This window comes from Nocardia puris (assembly GCF_003315035.1).
Taxonomy (GTDB): Bacteria; Actinomycetota; Actinomycetes; order Mycobacteriales; family Mycobacteriaceae; genus Nocardia; species Nocardia puris.
Genome location: NZ_QNRE01000003.1, coordinates 232,381 through 249,698 on the forward strand (window position 1 = coordinate 232,381; position 17,318 = coordinate 249,698).

Annotated in this window: 16 protein-coding genes; 8 read left to right on the forward strand and 8 right to left on the reverse strand. The window is 70.9% G+C overall.

The features are described from left to right. Nucleotides 1-269 precede the first annotated feature (269 nt). Entirely contained in the window at nt 270-830 is a 561-nt protein-coding gene (locus DFR74_RS11170; protein ID WP_195124886.1) for a TetR/AcrR family transcriptional regulator, read from the reverse strand. A 39-nt stretch (nt 831-869) separates the two neighbouring features. Then, nucleotides 870-2,342 (reverse strand): FAD-dependent oxidoreductase, encoded by a 1,473-nt coding sequence (locus DFR74_RS11175; protein WP_067511031.1) that lies wholly within the window; start codon nt 2,340-2,342, stop codon nt 870-872. Between the two features lie 345 nt (nt 2,343-2,687). On the opposite strand from DFR74_RS11175, the gene DFR74_RS11180 reads away from it, so the two are divergent. Both DFR74_RS11180 and DFR74_RS11185 read left to right on the forward strand, forming a co-directional pair. Further along, on the forward strand, nt 2,688-3,461 hold the full coding sequence (locus DFR74_RS11180; RefSeq protein ID WP_067511032.1) for an SDR family oxidoreductase: 774 nt from the start codon (nt 2,688-2,690) through the stop codon (nt 3,459-3,461). 60 nt (nt 3,462-3,521) lie between these two features. Beyond that, complete coding sequence (locus DFR74_RS11185) at nt 3,522-4,007, forward strand: glutathione peroxidase (protein ID WP_067511033.1); 486 nt, start codon at nt 3,522-3,524, stop codon at nt 4,005-4,007. On the opposite strand, the gene DFR74_RS11190 is transcribed toward DFR74_RS11185, so the two are convergent. The 3 genes from DFR74_RS11190 to DFR74_RS11200 form a co-directional block, all read right to left on the reverse strand. Further along, a complete protein-coding gene (locus tag DFR74_RS11190) occupies nt 4,004-5,944 on the reverse strand; it encodes a serine/threonine-protein kinase (protein WP_067511034.1) in 1,941 nt (646 codons plus the stop codon). The two genes, DFR74_RS11185 and DFR74_RS11190, sit on opposite strands and share 4 nt — an antisense overlap. 4 nt (nt 5,945-5,948) lie before the next feature. Then, nucleotides 5,949-7,880, reverse strand: coding sequence for a serine/threonine-protein kinase (locus tag DFR74_RS11195; RefSeq protein ID WP_067511035.1), 1,932 nt, complete (start codon nt 7,878-7,880; stop codon nt 5,949-5,951). 166 nt (nt 7,881-8,046) lie between these two features. Then, nucleotides 8,047-9,801 carry a serine/threonine-protein kinase gene (locus tag DFR74_RS11200; RefSeq protein ID WP_411719597.1) on the reverse strand — a complete coding sequence of 585 codons (1,755 nt, stop codon included), beginning with the start codon at nt 9,799-9,801 and terminating at the stop codon, nt 8,047-8,049. A 153-nt stretch (nt 9,802-9,954) separates the two neighbouring features. Between DFR74_RS11200 and DFR74_RS11205 the strand changes: the two genes are divergently transcribed. The 5 genes from DFR74_RS11205 to DFR74_RS11220 all read left to right on the forward strand — a co-directional run bounded on the left by DFR74_RS11205 (nt 9,955) and on the right by DFR74_RS11220 (nt 14,144). Further along, nucleotides 9,955-10,725, forward strand: coding sequence for a deoxyribonuclease IV (locus DFR74_RS11205; RefSeq protein ID WP_067511052.1), 771 nt, complete (start codon nt 9,955-9,957; stop codon nt 10,723-10,725). A 106-nt stretch (nt 10,726-10,831) separates the two neighbouring features. Further along, nucleotides 10,832-11,752, forward strand: coding sequence for a TauD/TfdA dioxygenase family protein (locus DFR74_RS11210; RefSeq protein WP_067511039.1), 921 nt, complete (start codon nt 10,832-10,834; stop codon nt 11,750-11,752). 72 nt (nt 11,753-11,824) lie between these two features. Next, on the forward strand, nt 11,825-13,048 hold the full coding sequence (locus tag DFR74_RS11215; RefSeq protein WP_067511053.1) for a CaiB/BaiF CoA transferase family protein: 1,224 nt from the start codon (nt 11,825-11,827) through the stop codon (nt 13,046-13,048). Next, nucleotides 13,045-13,221, forward strand: coding sequence for a hypothetical protein (locus DFR74_RS35900; protein WP_157115851.1), 177 nt, complete (start codon nt 13,045-13,047; stop codon nt 13,219-13,221). Before DFR74_RS11215 ends, DFR74_RS35900 begins: the two co-directional genes overlap by 4 nt. Then, nucleotides 13,218-14,144 carry a beta/alpha barrel domain-containing protein gene (locus DFR74_RS11220; protein ID WP_067511040.1) on the forward strand — a complete coding sequence of 309 codons (927 nt, stop codon included), beginning with the start codon at nt 13,218-13,220 and terminating at the stop codon, nt 14,142-14,144. The genes DFR74_RS35900 and DFR74_RS11220 overlap by 4 nt, the downstream gene beginning before the upstream one ends. On the opposite strand, the gene DFR74_RS11225 is transcribed toward DFR74_RS11220, so the two are convergent. Both DFR74_RS11225 and DFR74_RS11230 read right to left on the reverse strand, forming a co-directional pair. After that, nucleotides 14,129-14,965 (reverse strand): GNAT family N-acetyltransferase, encoded by an 837-nt coding sequence (locus DFR74_RS11225; protein WP_067511041.1) that lies wholly within the window; start codon nt 14,963-14,965, stop codon nt 14,129-14,131. The genes DFR74_RS11220 and DFR74_RS11225 overlap by 16 nt on opposite strands. Before the next feature lie 70 nt (nt 14,966-15,035). Continuing rightward, nucleotides 15,036-15,320, reverse strand: a complete 285-nt coding sequence (locus DFR74_RS11230) for a hypothetical protein (RefSeq protein ID WP_411719598.1) — start codon at nt 15,318-15,320, stop codon at nt 15,036-15,038. 285 nt (nt 15,321-15,605) lie between these two features. Here DFR74_RS11230 and DFR74_RS11235 point away from each other — a divergent pair, with 285 nt between their 5' ends. Beyond that, the gene (locus DFR74_RS11235; RefSeq protein ID WP_067511042.1) at nt 15,606-16,130 is read left to right on the forward strand and encodes a hypothetical protein; all 525 of its coding nucleotides are present in this window, start codon (nt 15,606-15,608) and stop codon (nt 16,128-16,130) included. Nucleotides 16,131-16,185: 55 nt separating this feature from the next. Here DFR74_RS11235 and DFR74_RS11240 read toward each other — a convergent pair whose 3' ends face one another. Next, nucleotides 16,186-17,313 carry an acyl-CoA dehydrogenase family protein gene (locus DFR74_RS11240; protein WP_067511043.1) on the reverse strand — a complete coding sequence of 376 codons (1,128 nt, stop codon included), beginning with the start codon at nt 17,311-17,313 and terminating at the stop codon, nt 16,186-16,188. Nucleotides 17,314-17,318 lie beyond the last annotated feature (5 nt).

Here is a 17,318-nt window from a genome sequence, read left to right on the forward strand (position 1 = left end):
TTAAGGCCGACACAACAGGGGGCTCATCCCCGCACACGCGGGGACCATGACTCGGCGGTCAGCAGGGTGATCGGGGTGGCGGGCTCATCCCCGCATGCGCGGGGACCATGGTCCAGGCAGATCAGGCCGAGCGCGTCGCGTGGGCTCATCCCCGCATGCGCGGGGACCATACTTCTTGACCTGCGGTTTTTCGCAGAGCTGAGCCGATTCTCATTCACTTTCGTCCGACCACGGCCATCGCGTCCGGACGCGACATCCACCGTATCCCCTCACCGTAAGATCAGCAGCGCCGATTTCTCGATCCGGTCGGCGATCTCCGCGTACGACGCGTAGCCCATTCCCGCGCGGACCAACGCTCCGGCGTAGAGCAGTTCGAGGGATTCGACGATGTCGGGGTCGGGGTCGGGGCCGAGGGCGCGCAGGATGCGTTTGCGGATTTCGGCGCCGATGCGGTCGCGCAGGTGGGCGACGTCGGGGTCGCGGCCGAGCAGGGCGCTGGTGACGGCGCCGGAGAGTTCTTGTTCGTCGGCGACGAGCAGGGCGATGTCGCGCAGTTCGGCGATGACGCGGACCACGGGGTCGGGGTCCTCGCTGGCGGGCGAGGGGGAGGCGATCAGGCGGCGCCAGAAGATCTCCGCGACCAGGTGTTCCTTGGAGGAGAAGTAGGTGTAGGCGGTGGCGGTGCCCACGCCGGCGGCGGCCGCGACCAGGCGGACGGTCATGCCGGCGAAGCCCTCGCGGGCGAGCACTTCCACCGCCGCTTTGGTGAGCTTGTCGACGGTGTCGGCCTGCTTGCCGCTGAGGCGACGGCGGGTCGCCTCCAGCATCACGAAATCACCTTCAGACATGTGTCCAGACGCTATCAGGGTCTAGCCGTCTTTGGCGGCGGCCCTCCCGGCACGGCGGCCGTAGAAGCTGCCGTCACCCAGCGACGCACCGCTGACATAGCCGCCGGCGCACAATCCCGACGTGCACCGGCCGGCCGCGTACAGACCCGGGATCGGCTCGCCGGACACGTGCAGGACGCGCGAATCCAGATCGGTGCGCAACCCGCCGAGGGTGAATCCCGCGGTGAAGTTGCGCATGTCGAAGCCCGCCAAGGGCGTACCGATCGGCCGCACCCATTCCGGCTTCTTCCCCAGCACCGGATCGTGCCCGTCGGCGGCGTGCCGGTTGTAGACCTCGATGGTGGATTGCAAAGTGCCGCTGGGCAATCCGATCTCGGCTTCCAGTTCGGCGACGCTCTCGCACGCCCACGTGGGCGGCTGCCGGAAAAACGGCGTGGCGGTCACGGTGGCCAGCGCCTCCTCGTAGGACCGCTCGTCGATCACCAGGAAGGCCTGATTCTCGTTGCGCAGCAACGTCGCCTGCCCGATGTGGCCGCCGTAGGTGTCCTCGGGGACGTAGCGCTGGCCGCGCCCGTTCACCAGGATGCCGCGCGCCAGCAGCTGCGGATCGCCGAAGAACGCGACCTCGGTGGCATCCATGTGGGCCAGGTCGGCGCCGAGCGCCTGCGCCACCCGGATGCCGATGCCGTCGTGCTCCTCGATCGCCGCCGCCGGACGGCCGATCAGGCGCGGCGCGTAGCCCTGCACCATGGACTGGGCGTAGGCGAAACTGCCGGTGGCGAGCACCACGCCGCGCTCGGCGCGGATCGCGACGCGCTCGCCGAACCGGGTGGCGAGCACGCCGACGACGCGGTCGTCGTCGTCGACGATCAACCGGCGGATGCGGGTGTCGAATTCGACTCGCGCGCCGAGCTTTTCGGCGGTCTCCGCGAGCGGCTTCATGAGCATGTAGCCGCCACTGCGCTGCCCGGGGCGCTTGTCGGAGTACTGCGGAACATGGCCGCGCGGTGCGGGTTTCGCGAGAGTGTTGAAGGGCGCGGAGTTCTCGCCGCCGGAATAGCCGAGCCCTTCGTCGTGGGGCACCTCCCACCCCGGCTCACCCCAGAACGCTTCGCGGAACGGCACTCCGCACGCCACGAGCCATTCGTAGTGCTCGACACTGCCGCGGCAGTAGTCGGCGATCCTGGCCTCGTCGGCGCCCGGCCCGACGGCGGCGAGCAGGAACTGCTCCATGTTCTCCGGGGTGTCCTCGAAGCCGAGCGCCTTCTGCAACGGCGTGCCGCCGCCGAGGTAGATCCAGCCGCCCGCCATGGACGCCGCGCCGCCCCAGCCGCCCGCACGTTCGAGGATGAGCACGTCGGCACCGGCCCGCGCCGCCTCGACGGCCGCGCACACCCCGGCGATCCCGTAGCCTGCGACCACCACGTCGGCGGTGTGCGCCCAGGTGTCCACGTCGCGGGCGCGCAGCGGTCGGACGGTGTCGATATCGGTCACGGTTTCTCCTCGGATTCCGTCGCGCGGGCCGCGTCGGTGCGCGGCGCCGCGAGGATGCCCACTCGTTCCGGAACGCGGTCCGGAGTCACAACAGCAACAGTAACTTGTTCCTGTTTTCCGAGTGGAGAACTTACCCGCCGCGACTCGATCCCATCGACCCATTGTCCCGGTAGCCGGTGCACTGATAGTGTCCAGACACATGTCCAGCTACGCGTCTCCACGAGTCGGCAACCCGGCGCGTGGTCGCGAGAACTCGTTACGGAAATTCCGGACCGAGATCGACTCGCCGTCACCGACCTTCGACCTGCGCGACACGTCCGCGCACCCGATCCCCGTGGAGAGGTAATGCCGCGCTTCGAACCCCATCCCACCCGCCGCCCCGCCCTGATCGCGGGCGCGTCCTCGGGCATCGGCGCGGCTACCGCCGTGGCGCTGGCCGAACTGGGCCATCCGGTCGCGCTCGGCGCGCGCCGCGTCGAGTTGTGCGAGGAACTGGCCGGCAAGATCCGCGCCGACGGCGGCGACGCGCTCGCGCACCGGCTCGACGTGACCGACGCCGACTCGGTGGACGCCTTCGTCACCGCGGCCGAGGACGCGCTCGGACCGGCGGAGATCCTGGTCTCGGGCGCGGGTGACATCGAATTCGCCCTGGTGCAGGACATGGATCCGGAGAGCTTCCTGCGGCAGGTGCACGTGCACCTGGTCGGGGCGCAGCGCTTGGTGCATCGGGTGCTGCCCGGCATGCTGGCGCGCAAGCGCGGCGACCTGGTCCTCATCGGCTCGGACTGCGCGCCGCAGCCGCGCCCCCGCACCGGCGCCTACACCGCCGCCAAGGCGGGACTGGAGGCGATGGCGACCCAGTTGCGAATGGAGTTGGAGGGCACCGGGATTCGCTCCTCTGTGGTGCGCCCCGGACCGACGCTGACGAATATGGGCATGAACTCGACGCCCGAGGTGGTCGGGCCGCTGCTGGAGGACTGGCAGCGGTGGGGTTTCGCCAGGCACCCCTACATGCTGCGCGCCTCCGACCTCGCGGCGGCCGTGGTGGCAGTGGTGTCGGCGCCGCGCGGGGCGCACCTGGTGCTCGTCGAGGTGCAGCCCGAGGCCCCGCTGAAGTGAACGGAGATCCGGTAGCGTGGCGCTCGGGGTGGGCCGACGACATCGAAGAGGTGTAGACGCGTGAGCATTCGCGAGATTCCGCTGCGGACCCTGACGGGCGCGCCGACCACGCTGGCCGAACTGGCCGGCGACAAGGCCGTGCTGCTGGTCAATGTGGCCTCCAAATGCGGTCTGACGCCGCAGTATTCGGGGCTGGTCGAGCTGAACAAGACCTACGGTCCGCGCGGGTTCACTGTGATCGGCGTGCCGTGCAACCAGTTCATGGGACAGGAGCCGGGCACCGCCGAGGAGATCGAGCAGTTCTGCTCCACCACCTACGGCGTCGATTTCCCGCTGCTGGAGAAGACCGAGGTGAACGGTGAGAACCGGCACCCGCTCTATGCCGAGCTGGTCGAGACCGCCGACGCCGAGGGCGGCGCGGGCGATATCCAGTGGAACTTCGAGAAGTTCCTCATCGACCGCGACGGCAAGGTGGCCGCGCGCTTCCGCCCGACCGTCACGCCGCAGGACGCGACGATCACCTCGGCCATCGAGGGCGTGCTCTAACTCAGCGGCGCGGACTGCCACCAGGCCATGAGCTCCTCGCGCGTGGCGATGAATCCCACGCTGTAGAGGAGGAAGGTGGCGCGGTCGGCGTCGCCGGAGAACCAGGTGACCATGCGCGGACGCTTGCTCACCGGATTGTCGTCGAGCAGGTAGTTCCGGTACAGGTACGGGCCGTGTTGCGCGGTCGAGACGGTGTACCCGGGCAGGTGATCGATCGCGACCTGCGCGCTCTCGGAGTCCTCGTAGACGAACAGCTGGTAGTTGGCCTTGTTGTCGCCGCCGAAGCAGTACCAGTACGCCGAGAAGTCGCCGAAATCCGGTGCGCCCGCGTCCATCGCGTTCGGTGAGCCCGCGTCGTGCGCGAAACAGGTGCTGCCGTTGAAGCCGTCGCCGATGTGGACGATGCCGTCCGGATCCACCGGCGGTGTCATGCCGGGGAACGCGGTGCTGATGCGGGTGAGCCGTTCGGCGAGGCTGCCGGAGAGTGGTGGTGACGCGGGCGCGGAATCGACCGTCGTCGTGGGCGTCGTCGTGGATGCCGCAGCGGGCTCGGTCGTGATCGCGGCCGCCGACGCGTCGGATTCGCCGCCGCGATCCAGGGCGAACACCGTCGCGCCCGCCCCGACCGCCACCGCCGCCACCAGGGCGAGGCCGATCCCCAAGGCGCGGCGGGATCCGGACGCGCGCGGCGGGCCGGGTGGGAGCGGGCTGTCGGAATCGCGGACGGGCGCGGCGTTGTCGTAGGCCAGGGGTTCGTGTGCGCGGTACGAGTCGGAGTCCGCCCCGGTCGCCCGCCCCTGTGCGAAACCCGGCCCAGCCGAGGAGAACTCGGCGGACCGCTCGGATGCGAAGCCCGGCTCGGCGGCACCGCCGGGCGGAAAGCTCGAATCGCCCGGCCGGCCCCGTCCGAATCCCGGTCCGTCAGCGTGGGCGAACCCGAAATCCGAAGCCGCAGGGCCTGGAACGAAGGTCGCGCCGGCGGCCGATGGTGACGCGAACCCTTGACCCGCACTCGGGCCGGGGGCGAGGGGCGGACCGTCCACGAACTTCGGTGGCGCACCCCATTCCGCGGTGACCGGCGCGCCGAAACCGTTGTCGCCCGGCGCATCCGGCGCGGCCAATGCGCGCCACGCGGCGGCCGCGAACTCCGTGCACGAATCGAACCGATCCGCGGGTCTTTTCGCGAGGGCGCGGGCGAGGACGGCGTCCAGCGCGACCGGCAATCCCGGACGGGCCGACGCCAGCGGCGGCGGTTGCCGCTGCATGTGACCCTGGATCACCGCGACCGGGTTGTCCGCCTCGAACGGCACCGCGCCCGTGAGCAACCGGAACAGCGTGCAGGCCAAGGAGTACTGGTCGGAGCGGTGGTCCAGCGGCACGCCGGACAGCTGCTCCGGCGAGGCGAAAGCCAGGGTGGCGGTGAAGGTTCCGGTCTGGGTGAGCTTGCGCTTGTCGTCGCGCAGGCGGGCGATGCCGAAGTCGGTGAGGAAGACCCGCTCCCCGGCGTCGGCCCGCTCCAGCAAGATGTTGGCGGGCTTCACATCCCGGTGCAGCACACCCTTGCCGTGCGCGAAGTCGAGGGCCTTCGCGGTCTCCGCGACGATTCGCACCGCGCGATGCGGCGGCAGGTGCCAGGCATCCAGCGACGCGGCATCCTCGCCCTCGACGTACCGCATCGAGATCCACAGCTGCTCGTCCTCGATGCCCCGGTCGAACACCGTCACGATGTTCGGGTGGTCGAGCCGGGCCACCAGATCCGCCTCCCGCTCGAAGCGGGCGCGGATCTCGTTGTCGTGGAACAACTCCCGATTGAGCAGCTTGAGCGCCGTCAGCCGGGGCAGGCGTGGGTGGCGCGCCAGGTACACCGACCCCATGCCCCCGCGACCCAGCAGGCGTTCGACGGTGTACCCGGCGAAGACCGCGCCGTTGTCCAGCATCGGGTCAGTTCAGCGGCGCCGAGCGCCACCAGCGCAGCACCTCGTCGATGGTGCCGACGATGCCGTCGGTGTACATCAGGTACTGGCCGCGGTCGCCGCCGAACACGGTGACCATCTTGGGCCCGCTGTCGTCGAACTTGTAGTTGGTGTAGGACTCGCCGCCGTTGGTGTCGGTGGACTTGGTGGCGCTCGAGGGCAGGTTGCTCAGCGCGGCCTCGGCGTCGGCCGCCGTCTCGTACACGAAGAACGTGTAGAACGGGTCGTCGTTATTGCCGCCGCCGTAGCAGTCCCACTGATAGGCCCAGTTGCCGAAGTCGGGCGTGCCCTGCGTGGGGTAGGCCGGGCTGTCGGGGGTGTGCGCGCTGCAATCGGCGTCGTTGTAGCCGCGATCCTCGCTGGTGGACGCCGGGACCATGCCGGGGAATTCGGCGCTGATCGACTCCGCGGTGGCCGCGACGGGACCCGAGCTGTTCGAGCCCGTGCCCGGCGCACCGGCGGTGGTGGACGTGCCGCCGCCACCGCTCGAGGACGAGCCGCCGCTCGACGCCACGACGACGATGCCGATCACGACACCGATCAACACCACGACGCCGAGTGCGAGCGCGACGATCAGTCCCGTATTCGACTTACCGCCGCCCGCACCCGCGCCGGTGCCGCCGCCCACGCCACCGCCGGGCGGCGGGGACGCGAACCCGTAGCTCTGCTGCGGCGCCGAGGCGTACCCGGCGGGCTGTTGCTGCTGACCCGAGGCGTACCCGGTCGGCTGCGGCTGCTGACCCGAGGAGTACCCCGCTGCCTGCGGGTGCGGGGCCGAGGAGTACCCCGCTGCCTGCGGGTGCGGGGCCGAGGTGTAGCCCGTGGGCTGCGACCCGGTGCCGGTGGGCGTCGAGCCCTGGTACGTCGGGGTGTTGCCCTGGTACGTCGCGCCCTGGTACGTGGGCGCGGTGCCCTGATGCGTCTGCTGACCGGTGAGCGGCTGTGATCCGCTGGTGGTGGGCCCGGGGAACCCGGCACCCATCACCGGCATCTGCCCGCCGGTGGACGCGTACGGCATCGCGCCGCCGGTCACCGGTCCGCCCGCCAGCGGCATCGCGGGCATGCTCTGCCCCGACAGCGCGGCCTTCGCGGCGGCGGCGAAATCCGAACACGAGTCGAACCGGTCGTCGGGCCGCTTGGCCATCGCCTTGGCGAGCACGCCGTCCAGCGCGTTGGGCAGGCCCGGCCGCACGCTGCTCAGCGGCGGCGGCGCGGATTGCAGGTGGCCCTGGATGACCTGGGCCGGATTGGTCGCGGCGAACGGCCCGCTGCCGGTGAACAGCCAGAACAGCGTGCAGGCCAGCGAGTACTGGTCGGACCGGTGATCCAGCGACGCGCCGGTGAGCTGCTCGGGCGAGGCGTAGGCCAGGGTGGCGGTGAAGGTGCCGGTCTGGGTGAGGTGACCGGTGTCGTCGCGCAGGCGCGCGATGCCGAAGTCGGTCAGGAACACCCGCTCACCGCGGCCGCCGGTGGACCGGGCCAGCAGGATGTTGGCCGGTTTCACGTCGCGGTGCAGCACGCCCATGCCGTGCGCGTAGTCGAGCGCGTCGGCGGTCTCGGCGATGATCTGCACGGCCCGTGCGGGCGGCAGCGTCTTCGGATCCACCGACGCGGCATCGACACCGTCGATGTACTGCATCGAGATCCACAGCTGCTCGTCCTCGAGCCCGCGGTCGTAGACGGTGACGATATTGGGGTGGTCGAGCCGGGCGACCAGATCCGCCTCCCGTTCGAACCGCGCCCGCACCTCCTTGTCGAAGAACATCTCTCGGTTCAACAGCTTGAGCGCCGTCATCCGCGGCAGCCGCGGATGCTTCGCCAGATACACCGAACCCATGCCACCGCGGCCGACTTGCCGCTCGATGACATAGCCGGCGAAAGCCTCACCGCTGGCCAGCATGTCTGCTCCACTTCTCGCCTGCACCGGGACCCGCCGGGAACAGACGTCCAGCACGAACGCGCGGACGGGTGGGCCCGACCACGGAAAACACCGAAACCTTAGCAGCGTCACCCGGTCCCGGACGGTCCGAGAGCGGAGCGCAGCACCTGCCATGCATAGCGAAAAGCTATGGCGGAGGCCGTTGTTCCGGTGGTTGCGGGCTGCTTCCCGCTCCCGGCGCGGCGCGCGGCCTGCGCACCTGATCGGGCAAAGCGATGGTGATGGGGCGCACCGGCCGGCCCGACGGGCGAGCCGAGCCTGGTGCGCGCGGGGGTTCGCCCGAGCCGGCACCCGGCGGACGCGGCGGGCTCGCGGAGTGACGCGCCTGCTCGGCGGGGCTCGAAGCGGCACCGCGCACCGGTTCGGCCGGGCCGGAAACCGGGCCGCGTACCGGCTCGGCCGGGCCGGAAACCGGGCCGCGCACAGGCTCGGCCGGGCCGAAAGCAGAACCCCGGACGTGCTCGGCGGGGCTCGAAGCCGCACCGCGCGCGTACTCCCCCGGAACGGGCCCGCGCACCGGTTCGGCGGAACCGGAAACCAGTCCGCGAGTAAGCGGGCTCGGACCCGAAACCGGGCCGCGCACCTGCTCCGCCGGGCTGGACACCGGCCCTCGGCCCCGCTCACCCGCGCCGGAGGCGGCTCCACGGCCCTGCTCACCGTGACTCGGAACCGCCCCGCGCCCCTGCTCACCGGGCACCGACCCCGGTCCACGGGTGTACTCCGGCCCCGTCCCCGGCCGACGGTTCCCCGACGGCCCCGCACCCGGGGGACGTGACGGCTGAGCGCCCCGATTCAGGTCCACGGGTGGTCCGTACGGCGGCATCGCGCCGGTGGGTGGCATCGCCCCGGTATGCGGGGCGACCGGCCGCCCGTGCGGCGCGACAGGCGGTCCGGGCCGCGGCGGCACGGCCCCGGGCGGAACGGCTCCGGTGTACCCCGGATAGGGCGGCGCGACATTCGGCCGCGCCGGGTATCCGCCGTACGTCGGCATCGGCGCCTGCGGGACCGAGTGCGGGTACCCGGGCGGCACGTGCCGGGGCGGCGCGGGCGGTGCGGCGGCGAGCGCCTGACGGGCGGCGGCCGCGAATTCGGTGCAGCTGGCGAACCGGTCGTCGGGCCGTTTGGCCAGCGCCCGCGCCAGCACCGCGTCGACGGCGGGCGGCAGCCCCGGACGCATCCGGCGGGCCGAGGGCACCGCGCCGTGCAAGTGCCCGTGCATGACCGCGACGGGCGTGGACCCGTTGTAGGGCACGCTGCCGGTGAGCAGCCAGAACAGCGTGCAGGCCAGCGAGTACTGGTCGCCGCGATGGTCCAGCTGTTCCCCCGACAGCTGTTCGGGCGCGGCGTAGGCGAGGGTGGCGGTGAGCGTGCCCGCCGAGGCGAGGGTGGTGTCGGAGTCGCGGATGCCCGCGATGCCGAAGTCGGTGAGCAGCACCCGCTCGGCTTGGCCGATCGGCATCTTGGCGAGCAGGATATTGGCCGGTTTCACGTCGCGGTGCAGCACTCCGTTGGCGTGCGCGAAATCCAGTGCCGAAGCCGTCTCGGCCACGATCTGCACCGCGCGGGCGGGCGCCAGCACGCCCACGTCGGCGCTGGAGGCGTCGGACCCGGAGATGAACTGCATGGAGATCCAGAGCTGGTCGTCCTCGGCGCCCCGGTCGTACACGGTGACGATATTGGGGTGATCGAGCCGGGCGACGAGATCGGCCTCGCGCTCGAAGCGACCGCGGCTCTCCGGATCGCCGTACAGCTTGCGGTCCAGCAGTTTCAGCGCCGTCAGTCGGGGCAGCCGCGGGTGCTGAGCCAGATAGACCGTGCCCATCCCGCCCTTGCCGAGGACACCTTTGATGACGTAACCGGCAAACACTTCGCCAGCACGCAACAAGTGAATTCACCCCCCTCATCGGGTCGAGCACGCGTCCTACGGATGTATCTCGCGCGCGCCCTCCAGCGCAACAGTCCCCACGATTCTCGCACCGAATCGGCACCTCGCCACCGCGGTTCGCGTGTCGGTGCCCCCGGCTACGCTGGCCGCATGCGCATTGGAGCACATGTCCGGCTCGACAGCGATCCGATCGGCTTCGGCGAACAGCTCGGCGCCGAGGTCATCCAGCTCTTCGTCGTCGACCCGCAGAGCTGGGACAAACCCGTCCCGCATCCCAGGACCGAGCAGATCCTGGCCAGCCCGATCGACGTGGTGGTGCACTCGTCGTACCAGATCAATGTGGCCAGCCTGAACAACCGCCTGCGCATGCCCTCGCGCAACGCGGTGGCCCAGCAGGCGAAGGCCGCCGCCGAGCTGGGCGCGTTCGGGCTGGTCGTGCACGGCGGGCACGTCCGTTCCGACGCCGAGATCGAGACCGGGATCGACAACTGGCGCAAGCTGTTCCAGCGCCAGGAGGACAAGGGCGGTTTCGCGGTGCCGATCCTGATCGAGAACACCGCGGGCGGCAATCACGCCATGGCCAGGCATTTCGACTCCATCGCCCGGCTGTGGGAGGCGGTCGGCGACTACGGCGCGGGCTTCTGCCTGGACACCTGTCACGCGTGGGCGGGCGGTGAGGACCTGGTCGGCGTGGTGGAGCGGATCAAGGCCATCACCGGCCGCATCGATCTGGTGCACCTGAACTCCTCGCGCGACGAGTTCGACTCCGGGGCCGACCGGCACGCCAACTTCGCCGACGGCACCATCGACCCGCAGCTGCTGGCCGAGGTGTGCCGCACGGCGGGCGCGCCGGTGGTGCTGGAGACGCCCGCCGAGGGGCTCGCCGAGGACCTGGCCTACCTGCGCGAACACGTGGGCTGACGCGGGCACGTGTTGCGATCGGGCCGAGAGAAAACCTGGTCGCCGCCGGAGCCGGCTGGTGTGCTCTAGGGCACCAATCCGGCTCGACCAGCGAAGGTGATCACGTATGACGATCGCAGCCCCCACCGTCACGGTGACCAAGCTCGGCGCCCGCATCGGCGCCCTGATCGAGGGCGTCCGGCTCGGCGGCGAGCTGGACGCCGACACCGTCGGCACCGTCCGGCGCGCCCTGCTCGAGCACAAGGTGATCTTCTTCCGCGGCCAGGACCACCTCACCGAGGACGGTCAGTACGAGTTCGCCCAGCTGCTGGGCACGCCCACCACCCCGCACCCGACGGTCACCTCGCGCGGGCAGAAGAGCCTGGCCATCGACTCCGAGTACGGGCGCGCCAACAGCTGGCACTCCGACGTCACATTCGTCGACCGCATCCCGAAGGCGTCCATCCTGCGCGCGGTGACGCTGCCGGAGTACGGCGGCTCGACCACGTGGGCCTCCACCGTCGCGGCGTACGAATCGCTGCCCGAGGCGCTGAAGCTGCTGGCCGAGAACCTGCGCGCGGTGCACACCAACGTCTACGACTACACCGCCACCCACCGCGACAAGGCGCGCCCGAAACAGAACGAGTACCGCGCCGAGTTCGAATCGACCCATTACGAGACCGAGCACCCCGTGGTGCGGGTGCACCCGGAGACCGGCGAGCGCACGCTGCTGCTGGGCCACTTCGTCAAGAACTTCGTCGGGCTGTCCGGCAACGAGTCGCACGCGCTGTTCCGGCTCCTACAGGACCGGGTGACCCGGCTGGAGAACACGGTGCGCTGGAACTGGCAGCTCGGTGACGTCGCGATCTGGGACAACCGCGCCACCCAGCACTACGCCGTGGACGACTACGACGACAAGCCGCGCAAGCTCACCCGCATCACCCTGGCCGGTGACGTGCCGGTCGGCGTCGACGGCACGCCGAGCACCGTGCTCACCGGCAACGCCGAGCACTACTCGATCGTCGACGAGCCCGGCAAGGCGGCCTGAGCGGGTGGGCGCTCGGCGCCGGGAACGGACCGAGCGCCCTGCCGCGCGGCCCCATGGTCCACACTGGTGGCCATGAGTATTCGGCCGCTGGACGGTATCCGCGTCCTCGAGCTCGGCAATTACATCGCGGCCCCCACCGCGGGACGCCTGCTCGGGGACTTCGGCGCCGAGGTGATCAAGGTGGAAAGGCCGAAGGTAGGCGACGAGCTGCGCAACTGGCGGCTCTACGGCGGCGACACCTCGATGCTCTATCGCACCGTCAACCGGAACAAGAAGTCGATCACCCTGGATCTGCGCACCGAGGCGGGCCGCGAGGTGGTGCTCGGGCTGTTGCGGCACTGCGATGTGCTGCTGGAGAACTTCCGCCCCGGCATGCTCGAGAAATGGGGCCTGGGCCCCGAGGTGTTGAACGAGGTCAACCCCGCCCTGATCATCACGAGGATCTCGGCCTACGGGCAGACCGGTCCGCTGGCCGAGCGTCCCGGATTCGCCGCGGTGGCCGAGGCCGTCGGCGGCCTGCGCGAACTGGTCGGCGATCCGGACCGGCCGCCGGTGCGGGTCGGCGTCTCGATCGGCGATTCCATCGCGGGCATCTACGCCGCGTTCGGCACCGTGATGGCGCTGTTCCAGCGCGAACGGGGTGCGCGGGCGCCGCTGCGGGAGCGGATCATCGACGTGGCGCTCAACGAGTCGATCCTGTCGGTGATGGAATCGCTGGTCCCCGACTATCTCGCCTACGGCATCCGACGCGAACGCGTCGGCGGGCGGATGGAGGGCATCGCGCCCAGCAACGCCTACCCCTGTTCGGACGGGTCCAGCATCATCATCGGCGGCAACGGCGACGCGATCTTCCAGCGCTACATGGACGTGATCGGCCGCCCCGACCTGGCCGCCGACCCCGAACTCCAGGACAACGCGGGCCGCTGGCGCCATCGCGAACGCCTCGACGCCGCGATCGGCGAATGGACCGTGCGCCACACCGGCCCCGAAGCGCTGGCTATCCTGGAGGGCGCGGCCATTCCGTGCGGCCCCATCTACACCGCCGCCGACATCGTCGACGACGAACAGTACAAGGCGCGCAACATGATTCAGCAGTTCACCGTGGATGTCGGCGCGGCGGAACCGAAGTCGGTGGGCTTTCCCGGGATCGTGCCGGTGATCGGCGAACAGTCGCTGCCTATTCGCAACGTCGGGCCCGATCTGGGCGAGCACACCGCCGAGGTGCTCTCGGAACTGCTCGGCATGAGCGCCGACGAGATAGCCGCGCTCGGGGCGGACAGCGGGGTGAAGGCATGAGCGCCCGGCGCAGGCGGACCAGGCGCAGGCCGGTGGGGCGTCGCAGCTGGGATCTGAGCTCACCCGGCCACGTGCGCCCGACGATCCATCCGAATCCCGCCGGGGCGCACCGCAAGCCGTGGGCGGGCGTGATGTGCGTGCCGCAGCAGGCGCGGGAGGACAAGCACCGATGACCGGGGCCGTGCTGCGCGACGTCACGCTGCGCGACGGGTTGCAGCTGACCGGTAAGACGTTGCCGGTCGAGCGCAAGGTCGAGGTGGTGCGGACGCTGCTGGCGCTGGGCGTGCCCGCGCTCGAGATCGGGTCGATGGCCCGCCCGGACCTGGTGCCGCCGATGGCCAACACCATGGAACTCGTGGCGGCGCTCACCCCGGAGGAGCTGTCCCGCTGCTGGGTGTGGGTGGCCACGCCCCGCCACGTGGAGAAGGCCGCGGCCGCCGGCGTGCGGAACTTCCAGTACTGCTTCTCGGTGTCGGACGCGCACAACCGCGCCAATATCGGCCGCGACACCGAGCAGAGCGTGGCCGCCATGCCCGACGCCGTGCGCCTGGCGCGGGACGCGGGCGGGTCCATCCAGCTGTGCCTGGCGACCAGCTTCACCTGCCCGTTCGACGGACCGGTCGACCCGGAACGGGTGCTGGCCATCGCGGCCGACCCGCGCACCGAAGGCGCCGAGGACATCGTGCTCGCCGACACCCTCGGCCAGGCGCACCCCAGCCAGGTGAGCGCGCTGGTCACGGCGGTGCGGGAGCGGACTCCCCCGCGCCGCGTCGTCTTCCACGGTCACGACACCTGGGGCATGGGCGTGGCGAACACCCTCGCCGCCGTCGCCGCCGGCGCGGCCATGGTGGACGGATCGCTCGGCGGGCTCGGCGGCTGCCCGTTCGCCCCGGGCGCCAGCGGCAACACCTCCAGCGAGGACATCCTGTTCGCCACCCGGCCCGCCTGGTTCACCCCGGCGACGCTGGCGACGCTGGTCGGGTTGACCGGCGGATTGCTCGCCGACCTGGGCGAACCCAACCGCTCTCGCACCACCGAGGGCGCGCTGTCGAAGGCGGAGGCTTTCGAATGGGTGGTCTCTCACCCGAAGCCGTAGTTCACGAAATCGTGGACGGGCCGGTAGCCGATGGCCCGGTAGATCTTGTTCGAGGTGGGGTTGGCGAGATCGGTGAACAGGCAGACGTCGAGTCCGTCGGCGCGCAGCACCCGCGACACGTGCGCGGTGAGCGCCGACGCGTAGCCGCGGCCCCGCTCGGCGGGCGGGGTGTAGACCGGGCCGATGCGCGACCAGCCCGCCACCGGCACCTGATGCGCGACCAGGCTCACCGGCACATCGTCCACCTCCCACAACCACCAGCGCCCGGCCGCCACCCTGGCGCGAATCGCGTCGGCGGACAGGCCGGGCGCCGAACCCAGCGCCTCCCGGTTCATCGCGGCCGCCCAGGCGACGCACGGGTCGACGTCGGCCTCGGTGGCGCGCCGGGGCGCACCGGGCGGGGCGGCGGGCGCGTGCAACTCCTCGAGCCGAAACAGTCTGGTGCGGTAGCGTTCTCGCGCCTCGACGCCGAGCAACGCGCACCATCGTTGGGCGAACGCGTCGGCATCGCGGAGTGTGGCTTCCACCCCGCCGTTGTCCGGCGCGACACCGGCCAGGACCTCGGCGACGGCGACGGCCCCGCCCTCCGGGAGAGCGCCCAGGTAAGCGTCACGACCCGCGGTGCGCATCGCCGCGCCGACGACCACGTCGTCGGCGTCGCGGGCGCTGAGGAAGAACGAGGTGCCCACCTCGCCGTGCAGGCCGGTCAGGAGGTTGCTCACGGCGGTCGCGATCACGCTGTGCCGCAAGGGATCACGATCCAGGAAGGGGGCCGCGGCGGCGCGGTAGGCCGCGGCGTCGGAGGTGATCTCGATACGCATCCACCGCACGCTAGACGGACTCCGCCGCGCGGGCACGCGGTTTACGCGCGCGGGTGGAAAGGCTTGTGATTCAGTCGGATTCGGACGATGCTCCGGCGTCGGCACGGAGCTTGAGCAGGACCAGTCCGGCGGTGCAGGCCAGGATCAAGCCGGCGACGGTGATCTCCACGTGCAGCCCGGCGATGCCGAGCACGGCGCCGACGAGGCCGCCCGCGAAGAACAACCAGGCGAAGGACCTGATCAGCAGGGTGGGGGTGGACATGGTGCGCGCGGACGGTGCGGGTGACTCCCGCCGCGCCGGTTGTTTCGCTTCGGCGGCCGCGGTGAGCGGCGCGGATGTCGAGTATGCTCCCATCATCTTCTCCTCGTTGACGCCGATCGAAGTGTTGCCGTCACTCGGGCGGCGCGTCTCCCATCTCGAACCAGGCGTCTCACGCGTAACTTTGCTCACACGCTACGTCGCGCGGACGGCCGAACCCCGCGACACGTGCCCGCGACACGCCGAAGAAATCATTTCGATATCTGAACTAACGATGTTTGAGATGCCCGGTGGCGGCCCCGCGGGACGCGGCCCGAATAGCCCGGCCACCCCGCCTGGTTTAAGGTGGGGCCACTCGAAGTACACGAGGAGTGTTCGCGGATGGATCGCAGCAGGGCCAGGATCGCGGGGCCGGCCGCCGCCGTGGGGGCGGTGTCCCTCGGACTCGTCGTCATCGGCTCCTGCGGCATCGGCGGCGAGGACGTCTACGTGCCGCCGCCCCCGCTGCCCGACGGTCCGGCCGCCGCCGCGGTCGTGCACGACGGCGCGACCATCACCGGCTCACGCATCGTCATCCCACCCTCCCCGACCTGGCAGGTCGCCCCCGAGGGCCCACCGCGCAGGCCCGCCGGATTCGTCACCATGACCGTCTCTCCCGACGAAGAACACCAGGACGAGACCACCCGTCCCACGCGGCCGGGCCGCACCACCACGCCACCCGCCGACGTCGACGCACCGACCACCACCACCCGCACCAGGACTCTGTCGGCCACGCCCACCGCCCCGCCCACCACCGAGGCGCCCGAGCCGACCACTCGGCCCACCACAACGGCGGCCCGCCCGACCACGACGACGCCCGAGTACGAGAACGAGTACGAAAACCCGTTCGAGTACGAGGACGAGTAGCCCTCGAAATACCAGGGGCGGCGACGCGAGAACGCGCCGCCGCCCCTGGTGTTTCTCAGAGCTCGACCAGGTCGTAGTTGCCGACCCCGGCCGTGAGCACCTTCAGGTGGTCCAGATCGCCGCCGAGGGTGCGCCCGATGGCGGTGAGCCGCGCGACGTAGTGCCCGACCGGGTACTCGGCGGTGACGCCGATACCGCCGTGCATCTGGATGGCCTCCTGCCCGATGTGCCGGGCCGACCGGCCCACCTGCAACCGCGCCCGCGAGGCGACCACCGGGTCGTGCGCGTCGTCGGCCAGCGACCCCGTGACGTACAGGCTCATGCTGCGCGCCAGTTCCAGCGAGACGTACATGTTCGCCGCCCGCTGGGTGAGGGTCTGGAACTTCGACAGCGTGACGCCGAACTGCTTGCGCGCCTTCAGGTAATCGGTCGTCAGACGCAGCGCTTCCTCCATCGCGCCGATCGACTCCGCGCACAGGCCCGCGTGCGCGTGCCCGAGCGCGATCGAGACCGCTTCGGCGCCGTCCCGGTCGCCGCCGAGCAATTCGCCGGGGGTGCCGTCGAATTCGATCTGCGCCCCGCGCTGACCGTCGACGGTGCGGAAAGGCTTGCGCACCAGGCCCGTCGCGTCGGCGGCCACCAGGAACAGTCCGGTGCCACCGCCGGGCAGCTTCGCGCTGACCACCAGTTCGTCGGCGCAATCCCCGTGCGGCACCGGGTTTTTCACGCCGGACAGCACGTATCCGTCGCCCTGCTGTGCCGCCGTGACGAACAACTCGGTCGACGGCCAGCGCACTCCGGGCTCGTTGTGCGCGAAGGCGAGCAGCTTCTCCCCCGCCGCCACGGCGGGCAGCACCCGCTGCCGCTGCTCGGCGCTACCGATCTGCGCGACAATCGATCCCGGCACCAGCACCGCGTCCAGCACCGGCTCCGGCGCCAGCCTGCGCCCGATCTCCTCGAGCACCAGCATGGTCTCCACCGGCCCCGCGCCCACGCCACCGTCCTCCTCGGAGAACGCCAGGCCGAGCACGCCGAGATCGGCGAGCTGACCCCACACGTCGCGACTCCAGCCGAGTTCGGTGTCGGTGATCTTCAGCCGCGACTCGGGATCGTAGGTGCGGGCCAGGACGTCACGCACGGTGTCGCGCAGCATGACCTGTTCATCGGTGAGTTCGAAATCCATGGCGC